Below are 14,772 nucleotides of genomic sequence, written 5' to 3' on the forward strand. Positions count from 1 at the left end.
AATCCTTTCTTGGTTAAAACATTACTAAGGGTACGAGAATGGAGTCTTTGTAAATAAAGAAACCTTTCTCAAAATCTAGACTAAGCTAAATAAGAGTCATTCGCGCTCAGATTGGGTTAATATTTTTTGAGTTTTATCTCTAATTTACCCCGCTCTGATAGTTCGATTTGGTTGGGGTTCCAATCGCCATTCAATTCTTCCCAGTCCCCAGTCCCCAATCCCCAGTCCCCAGTTCAATCAAAGCGATCGCTAATTTTTCCATTTACAGCAGAGATAGCTACTGTTCTTGGTGAGGCCAAATAATTTTTGCCCGTTGGATCGCCGCTACGTCCTTTAAAATTGCGATTGGTTGCATAAATCCCTGTTTCTTCTTTTGCCAAAACTCCAAGTCCAGAATTGATACAAGCTCCACAACCTGTCTTGAGAATTTGCGCCCCTGCTTGTTCAAAAATGTCGAGGTAGCCTAACTCTTGGGCTTGTTCTCGAATTTCAATGGTTGCAGGTACAATAAACAAGTTTACACCATCTGCCAGTTGGCGACCGTTCAAAACTTCGGCTGCCTGAGCTAAATCGTAGAGTTTGCCCCCAGTACAAGAGCCAATAAAGGCTTTGGTAATTGGAATGTCTTCTAACTGACTAATAGCAACTACTTGATCCGGTTTCGGAGGACGTGCGACTTGCGGTTCTAAATCACTGAGGTCAAATTGATAAACCTTTTCGTACTCAGCATCAACATCGCCGCTAATCTCTACAAATTCTTCTGAAGTTCGGTTTTTTACATACTCACGGGTCACTTCATCAGGAACAATCAAACCACAGATTGCACCACACTCCACAGCCATATTGGCTAAAGTCAACCGTTCATCAAAAGGCAGTTGTGCGAGGATTGACCCTCTAAACTCCATTACTTTACTGGTAGCTCCAGCACAGCCGATTTGTCCCAGGATAAACAGGATAATATCTTTGGCACTGATTTTAGGCGGCAAGGTTCCAGACAACTCAAATACTAGAGTTGGAGGAACACGAATCCACATATCTCCTGTGGCATAAATATTAGCCATATCGGTCGTTCCTACGCCTGTGGAAAAGGCTCCCAATGCTCCGTAGGTGCAGGTATGGGAATCTGTACCGGCAATTAGCATTCCTGGTCGGACAAATCCTTTTTCTGGGAGTAAAACGTGACAGATGCCTGCTGCTTCACCTGGGGAAACCATATCAAATAAGTGGCATCCTTGGACTTTAGCAAACTCAATCATCTGTTCATACATCAGATATGCTTTGTCATCAGCCCGGATGTCGTTGACTTGGATAAAGTGATCTGCTACTAAAACCACCTTTTGGGAGTCCCATAACTTTGCCCCTTCTCCATACTGTTTATAAAATGTCTTGGCCACAGGCCCGGCCACAGCATCATGAGATAATGCTAAATCGACTTGGGCAAACACTACCTCTCCCGGCTGGACGGAGGAATTGCCAGAGGCTTTGGCCAAGAGTTTTTCCACTAAAGTCATCGGTCGTGGCGGAGTCAGGCTGCGAGGAATGGTGATCTGACCCTGACGACGCAGCTGATTAAAAGACATTAACCCACCGGCTGCTGCGATCGCATCAACTACAGGATTTTCCTGTTTTTCCCCCAGAATTTCTAAGGGCAGTCCAATATTAATGCTATTACGATAAAAAATTTCAGCAAACGATCGCGCCCGAATCTTTTCAATTCCAGCAGCTTGCAGGGCAATGGGGGCAACTTCTCGACTGGAACCACAGCCGAAATTTTCTCCTGCTTCAATCACATTGTATTTTAGCAGTTCACCTGCTCCAATAACATGTTCTAAAGCATAGTGTTTTAAGTGATCGGGGTGATCATTTGTCGCCCGATTGGCAGGAATAATATCATCGGTATTGATATCATCTCCAAGGTGCAAAACGTTATTTGCGTGACTCATGAAGCACTCCTAATTCAGAATGTTGCACAACTGAAAGTTCTTCCAGTAAAAGGTCAACTAAAGTTGCAGTGTTGACTAAAATTTCTTCTCCTTGGGTAAACAAATCAGCTGTTCGGTATCCTTTAGCTAAAATTCGGTCTTGCGCTACAATAATCCGTTGGGCAGCCTGCACTTCCCCCCATTGCTGAAGCATTAAAATACAGGCTCCGAGGGTTCCGAGGGGATTAGCAATTCCCTTGCCGGCAATATCTGGGGCTGTACCGTGAATCGCTTCGTACAGACCAAATCCATTAGCATTAAGACTCGCCGATCCTAATAAGCCAATTGAGCCAACTAATGCACCGCCAATATCGCTCAGAATATCTCCAAATAAATTCCCCGCCAAAATTACATCAAACCGCTGCGGATTGAGAACCATTTGCATAGCTAAGTTATCTACCAGTAGGGCTTCGACGACGACGCCAGGAAACTGTGTAGCTTCTTCTTGAACTAGACGAGTCCAAGGCAAATGAGGCAAGGCATTTTCTTTGTGGGCTACTGTCAGTAATCCTCGGCGGTATTGGGCTTGTTCTAGGGCCTTACGAGCGATCCGACGAATCTCCTCATCGTAATAGCGCATCGTATGGTATCCGTAATTTCCTCGTTCATCTGAGGAGCGTCCAGATGGCCCAAAATAGATTCCACTGACCAGTTCTCGAACTATGAGAATATCGAGTCCTTGAATTTTCTCTGGTCGAAGGCTAGATTTATGCAGGAGACTTTTAACGCTACGGATCGGGCGAAAATTACAAAAAAAGTCGAAGTGCTTTCGGAGTTCTAGCAGTCCGCCTTGAGTAACCGCACCAAATACAATTCCATCGGCTCCATCGCACAGTTCGATAGTTGCTTGAGGTAAATAACTACCCAGTTGCTCAAAAGCAGTTGCTCCGAGCCAGCCATAGTCCATCTGTAAGGTAAAGCCTTCAATTTTAGCAACGTGTTGCAGAATTTTTAGGGAAGCTTCCACAACTTCTGGCCCAATCCCTTCCCCAGGAATAGCGATGATCCGATAAGATGGCTTAATTAAAGACCCCATTTTGCCATAACTCCAATACCTCGTTGGCTGTAAAATAGCGTTCTTGCTCAATAGCAAGAGATTTAATCACTGAGCGCATTTTCTCGTATTGGTTTCTGGGTTGAGGATTGTGCAGTTGATTTTCAAACAGATATTGAAAATTACTGACTCCACTCCATTCTCATTCATAAAAGCTCAGATTTAGTTTGATAAAATACTACACAACTCATCGATTTCTTTACTTTTTTCTGCAATCAGTGTATTAGCTAAAGCTTGTAGCTGTCGCAGATTTTCTAGTTTGGCATTATCTATTGCTTCGAGTTCGCTTTTTAAGAATGTTTGAAATCGATAATAAGAAGTTTTATTACCTTTATTGCTAGACTCAAACAACCGTTCTAATTCTCCAGCTACTACTTCACTTCCACCGTCAAGCACAATATTTAACAGCGGTTTTGCCCATTGCAATAGTCCCCATTTTTTAACTTCGTCATAAGGGTAGACACTCGTCAAGGAACCAGTACCTAAAGATACTACCAAGACATCCTCTGTATTCAAGACTTGTCGGTTTTCTTGTCTACTAATTTGCGCTTCTAAAATAGCCAAATTAGCTGGATTATTAGCGACTACTCCGCCATCAACTAAAGTATAGAAGCCGTTGGGATTATGGGAACTCCCAACGCGATAGGGAGCAAAATAAGTTGGAGTTGCACTAGTTGCCAATGCCGCATCAGTGAGCGTAAAACCTGCACATAACTTGCGAAATTTTTTCGATTCTGTCTGTTGTTTTTCCAGTTTGTTAGTAAAGAATATCGGAATTCGCTGCTCGATATCGTAGCTAGTTACGAAAACTTCTTTGAGATTATTTTCTAGAGGAGTGTCGCCAAAATATTGCCTGATAATTTCTTCTCTCCCCTCGGAAGAATATTTTGGTTGAACGAATATATCTTCTAGCTGACCGAGTATTTGTTCCCAAAATGGCTCGTAAAATATCTCAGCCCCGTACTCAAGATATATTTGGAGGAGATCCTGAGCACTATATTGGGCGACGGGCGAACTATCAGTTGCCTCTAAATCTAATCGGGGTTTGGTTAATCCGAGTGCCAGAATTCCTCCGCTGGAAGTGCCAGAAATTAAATCGAACAAACTAAAAATCGGCTTTTGTGTCCGCCTTTCAATTTCTGCCAGGATCATTGCTGGGATAATGCCTCGAATACCCCCGCCATCAATGGCAAGTATTTTATATTTGGGATTGGCTTTCGTATTCATAGTTTTTGGCGATCGCTCCTGAGTTGATGTTTGCGGTTGTTCCTGCTGTTGTATATTGACTGGAACTTGACTTTCCCTAGTTTGGGCTGTTTCAGCTTTCTCTCCCTTTGGCTGGGGAGTTTGAATGTTCGCAGATTTTTCGCTCTGTCTTTTTGTCTCTTTTTTTCCCTTTGGGTGACGCTCGTTCCTTGCTACCGCTGGCGCTAACACAGTTGTCACCTCTGTCGGGATGCCAGTTTCTACAATAGGGGGAACCTCAACGGACATTTGCTGCAACTCGCCCTCAGCGATCGCAGTTACTTCACTTGAGAGAACTTCTGCAATCAACTGGCTTTCTTCGTCCAGCACTACAGTTTCCGCAGGTTTCTCCTCCTCGGAACTACTTGCTGTCTGGCCTTGTATCTCAGCCTCGTTCGATGATTGTGTAATTCCAAATGGAAGTTGTGCTACATCCCAACTGGGATTGCCACGCAAGTTTCCATCATGGCCATTTCCAGTCTGGTCTTTTACAGTTGCCCCTTGCCCTTCGTTTAATGGCCAGTAAGCGATTAATCCCTGTTCATTCCCAACTAGAGGCTGATAGCGATGCCTCTGGATTTCCACTGGGGGACAGGGGTAATTCCAGACGCTAATGCTAGCTAATTGACCTGTGAAATATATATTGTTGTGTAAAGTCGCGCCCAGAGTCACAGAACTAGTTGCTTTGTTTAAAGAGTCACCTGTAAAATAGCCAAAATACTCATACTCATCAAGATATATACTCAGTTGACCTTTACTAAAAACAATGGCAAAGAAGTGCCATTGTCCGACAGTTAATTCTCCATTGCCAAAAGTTTTAATTCTCTTCTCAAGATTCTCATCAATGTATACATCTAGGTTCCCTAACTCACTGATGCCGAACTCAAAATTATCACTATATCGATCTGAAGAACGGGCAAAAAAAACGTTGCGCGTCCCGTATGTAGTGGCTTTATTTGTTAGCTGATGAGGATTCACCCATCCTGAAATCGTAAAGGCTGAACTTCCCTGAGCAAAAACACCACCAAAATCATTTTTGCCAAAATCTATGTAATCATTTTGACCATCAAATGTCAGAACTGATTGGCTATATACCTGGTTTGTCACGATATTTTAATCTCCAAATAAGATCATTCGGTAAATGCAATAAATAGATCAGTTATTTCTAAATACTAGCAAGTATAGCTGATTGGTAAATATTTTAACAACCTCTAGTAAACGTACTTTTGTTTTACAAACTATCATTAGTGAACAAATTAATTGTAGAGATAAATTTTATTTTTATTAAATGCTCAGTCATTTTTAAGCAAAAAAATTTGGCCGGCATAATGTAAACTATAAATTATCAAGTGAATGAATCTGAAATTTTATTTTTGTTTTCCTGCTTAATATTAGTTACCTCTTAAGTAGATATTTCTTATTATTTCAATTTATTATATAGGACTGCGATTTAATTTTTAAAATATCTTGAGACTGAAAAGCCCGTTTAAGTAAGGTTTCATTTGAAATAGTATTCATAAATAAGACATGAATCCTATAGACAATTTTCAGTAAATTAGAATGTATTTATTAGAGCCAAAGATTAATTTTTTGATAAAATAAACTAGCTTTTTTAAAACCAAGTGCTTAACCTAGACTTTTAAATAATGTCAGCTTTTTCAAGAAAATGCAATAGCAGGTAAGACAATCCGAGTAGACAGTTAAAACAGTTAAGTAAATAATTAAGACAGTTAAGACAGTTAAGTGGACAGTTAAGACAGTTAAGACAGTTAAGCAGATAATTAAAATATTTAAAACAGTTAATAAAGAATAATTACTAACTGTAACTTCTTTGCATCTAGAGAGCCGCACAATTGACGATCTGTTTAACCTGGACGATCTCATTAGGAGATGAATCGACATGAAATACTGAAATATCCAACTCTGCCCAGGTATTATTTCATGGCCCAGTCGATAGCACAAATAATACCGCAGGAGAAATTTTCAGTTTGGCCTGGAGTTGATAGCGAACTAACTGATATACCGTTTTATACGCTATGTTGAGTCCCAATTCGGTATTGAGCCATTGTTGAATTTGACTATAGTTATGAAATCCTTGTGGCTCGGACAATCTTTGTTTTAAACGCTCCAAATTTTCTCCTTGAACAATTGACTCTTACAAGAGCGTATGTTTCACCGACAGTAAGCCTTCTCGTCCCCGATCTTTATATTTTCTCATCTAACGAGTTATGGTTGCTTTGACTTTTTCCACAGCCTAATTCTCAATAGCTCTAAGTTAATGAAAATAGCTAAGGGAAAAATTAGGGCTTGGGAAACCCTGAAAATGACCTTTTCCACATACCGTGAAAAGTCAGAATTGGTATCACTTACAAATTTTTTGTATTAATTTAGGCGTGTCACGCCACTAAGTATATTTCAAAAATCAAATATGAGTCCTAATAGTACCCTCAAGGGTACTATTATAGGCAGGCTAAACATGGCTCAATACTTTTGCGTTAAGGGGGAAAATGATTTCGGACTGCTATAACTCAAGCTGATCTTAGAAGAGAACTGGATAGATAGCTGTTTTCCCTAAGGAGAGCGATGTCTACAACGGGCTACGCCTATGCATTTTCTTGTCTCATCCAGCAGATTTCAGCTTGGTGCATTACACAAATTAGGTCTCAAAGTCAGATATAAAGCCTGTTTTACTCCTGACTCCTGAATTATGCTGTATTTACCCTAAAAATTGTTAAAGGAAAATTTGTAGTTTTACTAAATAAAATCTATGTCTGAACAAAAGCCCGCAAGTCCCTGGAATTACAAACCTTGGTGGTGTCAACCCTGGTCTATAGTTCTCACAGGTTTAACACTGATTGGTGGTAGCTGGTTACTATTTAAAACTATCTGGCTAACAGTTCTCGTCTCTATCCCTGTAGCTACGTGGATGGGATTTTTTGTGTTGTTTTGGCCGCAACTAATTATTCGCAGTGGTATTTTGGAGTCGTATAAAGATTAATTCGAGCTTGATGTGTTACTGGAAATTGCTCTAGGAGGAGAAAATTCTTCCACCGTGTTAATAGATTTAGCAACAAAGTTACGTGCAGCAGAAGAGAGGAGTGCCAACTCCCTTGAAACTATAATAGACGGGAAGGAGAAGTTCCGAGGGTTGGAAGCCGTCCCTCGGAACTTCTGTGCATCTATACAAATTAGCGGTATCAAAAATGTCAAGTTTTGACGAAGAACTCTGGCAGCTTGATAAGTTTTGATAATTTTTAGTTTACATTGATAATTTTCAACCTGCTTTGGGCAAAAGACCTTGTAAGCATCTACATACTCAGGGAATTTGCACAGTGAAAGCTAGGGTGACATGAACAACAGAGCAAACCAAAGGCATGAAAAATATCATGCAATACAATATTTCTGTATATTCAACCGAATGTTGATTTTTTTTGCAGAGATGTTTATATCGCGCAGCCTTGATGCTGGAGAGGGAACCCTGCGGTTGTTGCAAAATTTCCAGCGTACCAGACTTTCTTGGCTAAGGCTCAGATACTCATCCGTGAAAACGCCAGCTGTTCCTCTACCTGAAAATGAAGCAGAAAGGCTCAAAGCATTGGCGGACTACAATATTCTGGATACTCTACCCGAACAAGCATTTGATGACCTAACTGCTCTTGCTGCCTACATTTGTAAGACGCCAATTGCTTTAATTAGCTTAGTAGATACCGATCGCCAATGGTTTAAATCTAAGGTTGGACTAAAAGCTAGGGAAACACCCAGAGAGTTGGGTTTTTGTGCCCATGCCATTCTTCAACCAGAGGATATATTAGTGGTTCCCAACGCCATCAAAGATGATCGCTTTAATAACAATCCCCTAGTCAAAGGTAATCCGAAAATTCGTTTTTATGCTGGTGTCCCATTAGTTACGCCCAATGGGTTTTCCATCGGAACGTTGTGTGTGATCGATACCATTCCTCGTCTCCTAAGTTACCAGCAGTTGGATGCACTGCGCCGCCTAACTCGGCAAGCGATCGCTCAGATGGAACTCATTCAGGAAGTTCGCAAGCGCAAACAAGCAGAGATGGAAGGAAGGCAGTTATCGCTGACCGATGAACTAACAGGTTTGCATAACCGGCGTGGCTTCTTCCTGATGGCTGAACAACAGTTAAAAATTGCTCACCGCATGAAAGTTTTGTGCTGGGTGATCTTCATTGATTTAGATGGGCTAAAACAGATTAACGACACCCTTGGTCACGACATGGGAGATGCCTTGATTGTTGATGCTGCTCAATTACTAAAGCAAAGTTTTCGGAACTCAGATATTGTTGCCCGCTTGGGTGGAGATGAGTTCATTGTTTTCATCTCCAGCTACTTTAAGGACGCTGATAGCATCCAAGTGTGTCTGCAAGCAAATATCGCTAACTTTAATCAACAGCAAAACCGTAGTTATGAACTTTCGATGAGTATGGGAATAGAGGGTTACTCACCAGAAAGCAATATGTCACTAGAACAACTAATCGCCAAGTCTGACGAATTAATGTACGCTCATAAGCGTCTCAAGCGGGAATCTATTGCATGAAGGGGACGGGAAAACTCGGTCATTATGCAGAGGAGAGAGCTTGATTCAAAAAGAAAATAAAGACACTCTATCCCAAGGGGCATCCTTCGCTTTATCCGATTGAATAAATAACGATGAAAATGGGTAGGGTTTTATATTTTTTCTAGGCTAATTTTGTCACAATTATAGACTATAATGGCACTCTAAATTTTTTATTAAAATTATCTATAACTTGCTTTCATCCACTTCTGTCATTGAACGGTTAAATGTTGAATATACAGAAAAAATGCTTTTATAAAGCTTGTTTTATTGTCTTATGTAATACATAGTCAAACAAGCATTTTAGCCATCTATTATAGGCTGTAATTTATATGCTTACTCAATAAGTAAATTCTGATGATATTTCGCAGTTTATACCCTGATATTCATATCCCTGAACAGCCACTAAAAAAATTTGTATTGCAAAGAACAGTAGAATTAGCAGACAAACCAGCCTTCATTGAAGGAATGAGCGATCGCATAGTAACTTATGGACAATTCAAGTTGGTGTCATAACAAGTTCGCTTGATTAATTATGATTGCTGCATCTGTGCAAAAATCTGAAAACCCTCTTCCCCCTAGCCCTTACAGCCATTTTCAGACGTATAGACTATAGCTAGCTAGGGTAGGGAGTGGTGGAGTCTATTAATGTGAAAACTGCTGTCGGGTCTGAAATTGATTTTAATTTACCACTTGGCTGCCATGACTGCGGGGATCATCTTGATTAGCCGTTGGTGCTACTGGGGCTGAAAATTTGGAAACTTTCCCGCTAGCTTGGGCATAGGGGAGAGATGAACCAGTAACCAAAGCTTCTAAGTTGCTAGCCATAATCGTGCGGGGTTGATCACCGATCGCTTGGGCTATGGTTTCCCCTTGCTGAGTCAAAAATATAAAATGGGGAATCCCATCCACCCGATATTTCAACATTTCTGGTAGCCACTTGGTATTATCCACATTCAGCATGACAAAATTCATCTTGTCAGCATACTCTGTTTCTAGTTGAGCGATATCTGGTGCCATTTTCTGACAGACAGTACACCAATCAGCATAAAACTCTACTAAAGATGGTTTGCCGTTGCTGACGGCTACTTCTAGCGGTGTGGACGACTCGCTTAATTTGGCAAGAGAAGCCGAGGTTGTTTCAGTTCGCAATCCTAAGACTAGGGCAACGCTAAGGGCGATCGCTACCATTACAATTAAGAAGTTTCTCAAACGCTTCCCTAATGTAGATTCAGACTTATCGGGAGAATTAACAGGTGAATCGGTACTCATAACAGAATTATTAAAACTTATAAAGCCATTTCTTCTTCAGTTTAGCTGACTCCAACCGCTCTTTAATACTTATCACAATCTATCAAAACTGACCTTCAATGGGGACTTGGGGTGAAATAATGGAATTGTTGCGATCGCTCACTATTTCCGATTTAGAACCGTTTCTAGCTGAACCGACACAGCTTAATACTCAACCCGTCGCCTTACAACTAGCAGTGGCGAGTTATTCCCAAACGCCACGCCCCTTACTAGAAGTCTTAGTGAATAGCCCCTACGCGCCCGTTGCGGAAGCCGCACAATTACACATCAACTGGGCAGGAGAAATCAGTGAAGATGGGCAGAATGCCGTTGAGGAAGTGTTAAAATCACGCTATCTAGGGCAGAATGACAAATTAGCAGTTGAACTGCTCAAAATTGCGCCTGTTCCCCATTTCTTCCTCAGTGAGTGGGTTCCTAGTCAATATCTCATTCAAGCCCTCAGCAACCCCTATTTACCGCCACGATATCACCTCAAGTTGCTGGAACGCTTGGCACAAGAACCCAGCCTAGAACCGCGTTTACAAGTCGCAGAAAGCCCAGAAGCCCCCCTAGCAATTTTAGAATCTTTGGCGGGAGACTTGGAGTTAGCTATTCGCCTCGCTGTGCAATATAATCCTAGTTGTCCGCCGGAGTTGGTGCGCTTGGTGCAAGGACAGTATGCGATCGCGTGTGATTGCGATACAGATGCAGAACAATTAGCGAATTTAGCACAAAGTCGTTGGGATTCGATACGGTTAGCGGTGGCACAAAATCCCTCAACTTCTGAAGAAACACTGCTGGTGTTGGCAGAGGATAAAGTTTTTAAGATTCGGTTAGCTGTGGCGAAAAATTCGGTTACTTCAGCCCAGGTTTTGGCAGTATTAGCCGAATCTGATGAAGAAATTCAAGCTGTGGTGGCAGGACATGACAATGCTACTGAAGAAATTTTACATCGTTTGTTTACGACACAACAGGGAATTATTAAAAGTCGTTCCAATTTACCAGTCAGTATTTTAGAGCGGATTTTTAATAAAGTGACAACAAGTAATAATTACCGCGATTTCTTTTTCAAACAACCGAATACACCCACTTGGATTTTAGAACGATTTGCAAATGTGGATGTAGAAGCTATCAGACAAGAAAAAGCTGCACTCCGTCCTCACAAACCAGAATTAGTAGAGAGATGGACGGCAGAAGCTTTAGAATTTCTGGTAGATATTGCCAAGCATCCGCAAGTTTCTGAAGAGATTTTAGTCAGGTTAAGCTAAAACACATCTAATTTGCATATTAAAATTTTCTCAATATCTTGTGGGGTGGGCATCTTGCCCGCCCTGATTATGCAACTTGAATGCCGATTAGCTTAGTATGTCGAACATGGGCTGTGTGTGGCTTTTGAGTTGTCGTTTTGGAAGACTATAACTCTACTACATCAGCCCTATCTCTTCATACTCTTTTTTTGGCTAAGGTATTGATACTCAAAATGGGTATTACAAATAAGTACTTTAGATGAAATAGGTTTTAAAAGATGATTTTAAGCTTGAGAAATACCAGTGCTGTGTGTGGCGTATTTTTATTAGTCAGCGTTACCAGCTTTCACAAGTCAGCCATAGCCACTATAAACAACCAGTCCCAAGTGATAGCACAGCAAAATAAAATCCAGCTACACCCAGTTTTTAAATCTATTCTGCCCAAATTAAAGCAAAAGACTCAAATTAAGATTTTATTGCCGAAGTTTATTCCTGAGTCGGATGGGGAAAATCCAATTTACGCGATTGTAGAAACTGCTACGCAAAAAAAGTATGAGATTTTGCTGGGTTTCAGTCCCGACTGTTATGGTGCTTCTGCTTGTCGTTTGGGCGTTGTTTCTGCTGAAGCCGTAACCCACAAAACACCCCGCCTTAGTGGTAAACGTGTATCCTTAGCTAAGGGAATCACTGGCTATTTTGTAGATTTTACTTGTGGTGCTGGTTGCTCAGATGCTACCTTGACTTGGAGACAACAGGGTGTAGAATATGTTGTTGGAATAAAAGCAGGCGATCGCACTTCTTTGGTAAAAATGGCTAATTCTGCGATTAATCCCTAGCTAACGTCAGAGTTTGATTTTACTTCCCAGCGAAACAGCCGTGGCAATTGAGACACATCTATGGCGTAGTTAACAATCCACATCACCAATTCAAAAACCAATAAATATCGTACCCACAGCAACTCGCTTTTAGAATCCAAAAGTGTCAAACCCTCATACAACTGCCAGAATCGGTAAGGCAGGTATATATAAGGAACCATCACCCAGACTACATTTTGCAACTTCCTGAGCGTTACTGACTCAGAGATGATTTGCAACCCGAACACGATAAAATACCAACCAAGCACTGTTAACACACTGCGATCGCCCCACCACACACCCCACAATAGCATGACCACTAATGGCGGCACTATTCCAAGGAGTATCACTGAGCCAAACCAGATTTTATACCAAGGTGGAAATGGTAAAGGTAGAGTATAAGGTTTTGTGTGTTTCCACCCCCAGTTCACAACCACAATAAAAAGTGTGGCAATTAAGAAAAAGACGAGATTTTCTAGGAACAGATAGAGGTTGATGTTTAAGGAAGTCACGTCGCTTCTCTGCGAGACGCCAAGGGCGAACGCTCCGAATCCAAAATTAATAATCCCCATAAATTACGAAAAATCTTTCAACTTTTGTTTGCTCTATTTTCTTGTATTACATGAATAATCGATGGCACTAAAGAAATAACTATAATTAATCCAATAATCGGTAACAAATACTTATCTACCTGTTCAGGTGGCAGAGATTTTCCTAAGAAAAACCCTAACATGGTGATGCCGAATGTCCAAAGGAAGCCACCAATTAAGTTGTAAGAAAGAAATGTCCGATAATGCATAGCACCAATCCCAGCTACAATCGGCGCAAAAGTGCGAATAATCGGTGTAAATCTCGCCAAAACTAGCGTTTTTTTGCCATGCTTGTCATAAAAATTCTGGGTTTTTACCAGGTGTTTTTTATGAAACAACCATGAATCTTCTTTCTGAAATAACTTTCTGCCAAATCTGTATCCTGTAGTGTAGCCAACATTATCACCAAGGACTGCACAAACAAAAGAACCAAAAATCAGAACCCAAATGTTAAACACGGGTTCTGGAACAGATGCGAGAAATCCAGCAGTAAATAGCAAACTATCTCCCGGCAGAAAAAAACCAATTAGCAAGCCAGATTCAGCAAAGACAATTGTCCATACCCCAAAGTAGCCAATTTTTGTAATTAGGTCTGGTAAATTTAAATGCATAAAATCTTTTACCGTTAAAGAATAAGCCTAAAATATCTTAACGTTTAGCAATTTTCCTGAATAAAAAGTAATATTAAATTTACGTAAAGTTATTGTGTAATCTTGGGAAATGTAATGACAGATGGCAGGTTTTAGGTTATAGGTGCAAGATGCAAAGATATTTGAAAGTACTAAGACTATTTTGGGGTGCTGCGATCGCATCTGAGTTGGAATATCGGATTAACTTTTTTATAGCTACCCTCAGCAGCTTGGGAAATCTTGCAGGCAGCCTCTTTGGACTATTCTTGTTTTACCGCACTGGCTATACTTTTAGTGGCTGGTCATGGGAAGCAGCTTTAGTAGTTATAGGAATTTTTACCTTACTGCAAGGATTTTCTGCTACTTTTCTAGCGTCGAACTTGAATCGCATTGTCCGCCATGTCCAAGAAGGCACTTTGGACTTTATATTATTAAAACCTATCCGCAGTCAGTTTTGGCTTTCCACTCATACCCTTTCACCTTGGGGACTGCCGGATCTAGTTTTTGGTAGTATTATTATTGGCTATGCAGGTAAACGCCTTGGTGTAGGGATAGACGACTATCTACTTAGTGTGCTGCCGTTATTGTTCAGCTTCGTGATTTTATATAGCCTGTGGTTTATGCTGGGAGCAACGAGTATCTGGTTCGTCAAAATATACAACGTTACGGAAGTGTTGCGTGGTTTATTGGAAGCTGGACGATATCCCATCGCCGCATATCCCACTGCTTACCGCTTTTTCTTCACCTTTGTAATGCCAGTGGCTTTTTTAACTACTGTACCAGCCCAGGCGTTGCTGGGTCGCAGTGAAATTAGCTGGTTGATAGGTGCGGCAATATTAGCACTAGCGTTGTTTTTCGCTTCTACTTGGTTTTGGCGATTTGCGTTGCGGTTTTATACCAGTGCTTCGAGTTAGAGAGAGGAGCGTAAAGAAGGCAGCACCTTGCCCAGAGTTGTTGGAGTAACATGAAAAGTAATCAAATTCCTCCTGGAAGCTTTGGTATACCTGTATTAGGTGAAACACTATCCTTTGTTTTTGACCGTGACTTTGGCAAAAAGCGCTATCGCCAGTATGGGCCTATCTTCAAAACTCATCTTCTTGGCAGACCGACTGTAGTCATGGTAGGGCCGGAAGCATTAGAGTTGGTTTTGTCAAGCCAAATGGAAATGAAGATTATTGCTGCCCATCTTCTACGCAGCTATGATTGGGAAATCTTACCCAATCATAGTTTAGATACAATGGGAATTCCTAATCGCCCCAAAGATGGGTTGCGGGTTCGATTTCAACCTCTGTGAAATGTTTT

The 14,772-nt window shown here is 41.1% G+C and carries 15 protein-coding genes and 2 pseudogenes; 8 read left to right on the forward strand and 9 right to left on the reverse strand.

Features of this window, described 5'->3' with window-relative positions; translation table 11 throughout:
• Positions 1-233: 233 nt before the first annotated feature.
• The 6 genes and pseudogenes from V7K30_RS26870 to V7K30_RS26890 all read right to left on the reverse strand — a co-directional run bounded on the left by V7K30_RS26870 (position 234) and on the right by V7K30_RS26890 (position 6,412).
• Complete coding sequence (locus V7K30_RS26870) at positions 234-1,580, reverse strand: 3-isopropylmalate dehydratase large subunit (protein WP_442941111.1); 1,347 nt, start codon at positions 1,578-1,580, stop codon at positions 234-236.
• A gap of 63 nt (positions 1,581-1,643) precedes the next feature.
• A pseudogene (locus V7K30_RS34405) lies at positions 1,644-1,787 on the reverse strand (3-isopropylmalate dehydratase); the annotation flags it as partial.
• Between the two features lie 139 nt (positions 1,788-1,926).
• A complete protein-coding gene (locus tag V7K30_RS26875; protein WP_335004553.1) occupies positions 1,927-3,018 on the reverse strand; it encodes an isocitrate/isopropylmalate dehydrogenase family protein in 1,092 nt (363 codons plus the stop codon).
• Positions 3,002-3,178, reverse strand: a pseudogene (locus tag V7K30_RS26880) (2-isopropylmalate synthase); the annotation flags it as partial. The gene V7K30_RS26875 and the pseudogene V7K30_RS26880, both read right to left, overlap by 17 nt.
• A 20-nt stretch (positions 3,179-3,198) precedes the next feature.
• The gene (locus V7K30_RS26885; RefSeq protein ID WP_335004555.1) at positions 3,199-5,388 is read right to left on the reverse strand and encodes a patatin-like phospholipase family protein; all 2,190 of its coding nucleotides are present in this window, start codon (positions 5,386-5,388) and stop codon (positions 3,199-3,201) included.
• An 832-nt stretch (positions 5,389-6,220) separates the two neighbouring features.
• Entirely contained in the window at positions 6,221-6,412 is a 192-nt protein-coding gene (locus V7K30_RS26890) for a hypothetical protein (protein WP_335004557.1), read from the reverse strand.
• Positions 6,413-7,048: 636 nt separating this feature from the next.
• On the opposite strand from V7K30_RS26890, the gene V7K30_RS26895 reads away from it, so the two are divergent.
• From V7K30_RS26895 to V7K30_RS26910, 4 genes are all read left to right on the forward strand, one after another.
• Positions 7,049-7,279 carry a DUF6737 family protein gene (locus tag V7K30_RS26895; RefSeq protein WP_335004559.1) on the forward strand — a complete coding sequence of 77 codons (231 nt, stop codon included), beginning with the start codon at positions 7,049-7,051 and terminating at the stop codon, positions 7,277-7,279.
• 12 nt (positions 7,280-7,291) lie between these two features.
• A complete protein-coding gene (locus tag V7K30_RS26900) occupies positions 7,292-7,498 on the forward strand; it encodes a hypothetical protein (RefSeq protein WP_335004561.1) in 207 nt (68 codons plus the stop codon).
• A gap of 201 nt (positions 7,499-7,699) precedes the next feature.
• On the forward strand, positions 7,700-8,842 hold the full coding sequence (locus tag V7K30_RS26905; RefSeq protein WP_335004563.1) for a sensor domain-containing diguanylate cyclase: 1,143 nt from the start codon (positions 7,700-7,702) through the stop codon (positions 8,840-8,842).
• A gap of 375 nt (positions 8,843-9,217) precedes the next feature.
• The gene (locus V7K30_RS26910) at positions 9,218-9,376 is read left to right on the forward strand and encodes a hypothetical protein (protein WP_335004565.1); all 159 of its coding nucleotides are present in this window, start codon (positions 9,218-9,220) and stop codon (positions 9,374-9,376) included.
• Positions 9,377-9,541: 165 nt separating this feature from the next.
• Here V7K30_RS26910 and V7K30_RS26915 read toward each other — a convergent pair whose 3' ends face one another.
• Positions 9,542-10,132: a thioredoxin family protein gene (locus tag V7K30_RS26915; protein ID WP_335004567.1), complete on the reverse strand. Its 591-nt coding sequence runs from the start codon at positions 10,130-10,132 to the stop codon at positions 9,542-9,544.
• Positions 10,133-10,230: 98 nt separating this feature from the next.
• Between V7K30_RS26915 and V7K30_RS26920 the strand changes: the two genes are divergently transcribed.
• Entirely contained in the window at positions 10,231-11,418 is a 1,188-nt protein-coding gene (locus V7K30_RS26920) for a hypothetical protein (protein ID WP_335004569.1), read from the forward strand.
• Between the two features lie 257 nt (positions 11,419-11,675).
• Complete coding sequence (locus tag V7K30_RS26925; protein WP_335004571.1) at positions 11,676-12,233, forward strand: hypothetical protein; 558 nt, start codon at positions 11,676-11,678, stop codon at positions 12,231-12,233.
• Here the strand turns inward: V7K30_RS26925 and V7K30_RS26930 are convergent.
• Together V7K30_RS26930 and V7K30_RS26935 are read right to left on the reverse strand one after the other, a co-directional pair.
• Positions 12,230-12,763 carry a hypothetical protein gene (locus V7K30_RS26930; protein WP_335004573.1) on the reverse strand — a complete coding sequence of 178 codons (534 nt, stop codon included), beginning with the start codon at positions 12,761-12,763 and terminating at the stop codon, positions 12,230-12,232. The genes V7K30_RS26925 and V7K30_RS26930 overlap by 4 nt on opposite strands.
• Positions 12,764-12,840: 77 nt before the next feature.
• Positions 12,841-13,452, reverse strand: coding sequence for a DedA family protein (locus V7K30_RS26935; protein WP_335004575.1), 612 nt, complete (start codon positions 13,450-13,452; stop codon positions 12,841-12,843).
• 149 nt (positions 13,453-13,601) lie between these two features.
• On the opposite strand from V7K30_RS26935, the gene V7K30_RS26940 reads away from it, so the two are divergent.
• Together V7K30_RS26940 and V7K30_RS26945 are read left to right on the forward strand one after the other, a co-directional pair.
• Entirely contained in the window at positions 13,602-14,384 is a 783-nt protein-coding gene (locus tag V7K30_RS26940) for an ABC transporter permease (RefSeq protein WP_335004577.1), read from the forward strand.
• A gap of 50 nt (positions 14,385-14,434) precedes the next feature.
• Positions 14,435-14,764: a hypothetical protein gene (locus V7K30_RS26945; protein WP_335004579.1), complete on the forward strand. Its 330-nt coding sequence runs from the start codon at positions 14,435-14,437 to the stop codon at positions 14,762-14,764.
• Positions 14,765-14,772: the final 8 nt, after the last annotated feature.

It is taken from the genome of Nostoc sp., assembly GCF_036917655.1.
Taxonomy (GTDB): Bacteria; Cyanobacteriota; Cyanobacteriia; order Cyanobacteriales; family Nostocaceae; genus Nostoc.

What these genes read in the sequence shown, in the direction of transcription:
- V7K30_RS26870 (WP_442941111.1), bottom strand. Translation starts at nt 1,580, where the DNA reads ATGTCTTTTAATCAGCTGCGTCGTCAGGGTCAGATCACCATTCCTCGC.
- V7K30_RS26875 (WP_335004553.1), bottom strand. Translation starts at nt 3,018, where the DNA reads ATGGGGTCTTTAATTAAGCCATCTTATCGGATCATCGCTATTCCTGGG.
- V7K30_RS26895 (WP_335004559.1), top strand. Translation starts at nt 7,049, where the DNA reads ATGTCTGAACAAAAGCCCGCAAGTCCCTGGAATTACAAACCTTGGTGG.
- V7K30_RS26905 (WP_335004563.1), top strand. Translation starts at nt 7,700, where the DNA reads ATGTTGATTTTTTTTGCAGAGATGTTTATATCGCGCAGCCTTGATGCT.
- V7K30_RS26910 (WP_335004565.1), top strand. Translation starts at nt 9,218, where the DNA reads ATGATATTTCGCAGTTTATACCCTGATATTCATATCCCTGAACAGCCA.
- V7K30_RS26915 (WP_335004567.1), bottom strand. Translation starts at nt 10,132, where the DNA reads ATGAGTACCGATTCACCTGTTAATTCTCCCGATAAGTCTGAATCTACA.
- V7K30_RS26920 (WP_335004569.1), top strand. Translation starts at nt 10,231, where the DNA reads ATGGGGACTTGGGGTGAAATAATGGAATTGTTGCGATCGCTCACTATT.
- V7K30_RS26925 (WP_335004571.1), top strand. Translation starts at nt 11,676, where the DNA reads ATGATTTTAAGCTTGAGAAATACCAGTGCTGTGTGTGGCGTATTTTTA.
- V7K30_RS26935 (WP_335004575.1), bottom strand. Translation starts at nt 13,452, where the DNA reads ATGCATTTAAATTTACCAGACCTAATTACAAAAATTGGCTACTTTGGG.
- V7K30_RS26940 (WP_335004577.1), top strand. Translation starts at nt 13,602, where the DNA reads ATGCAAAGATATTTGAAAGTACTAAGACTATTTTGGGGTGCTGCGATC.
- V7K30_RS26945 (WP_335004579.1), top strand. Translation starts at nt 14,435, where the DNA reads ATGAAAAGTAATCAAATTCCTCCTGGAAGCTTTGGTATACCTGTATTA.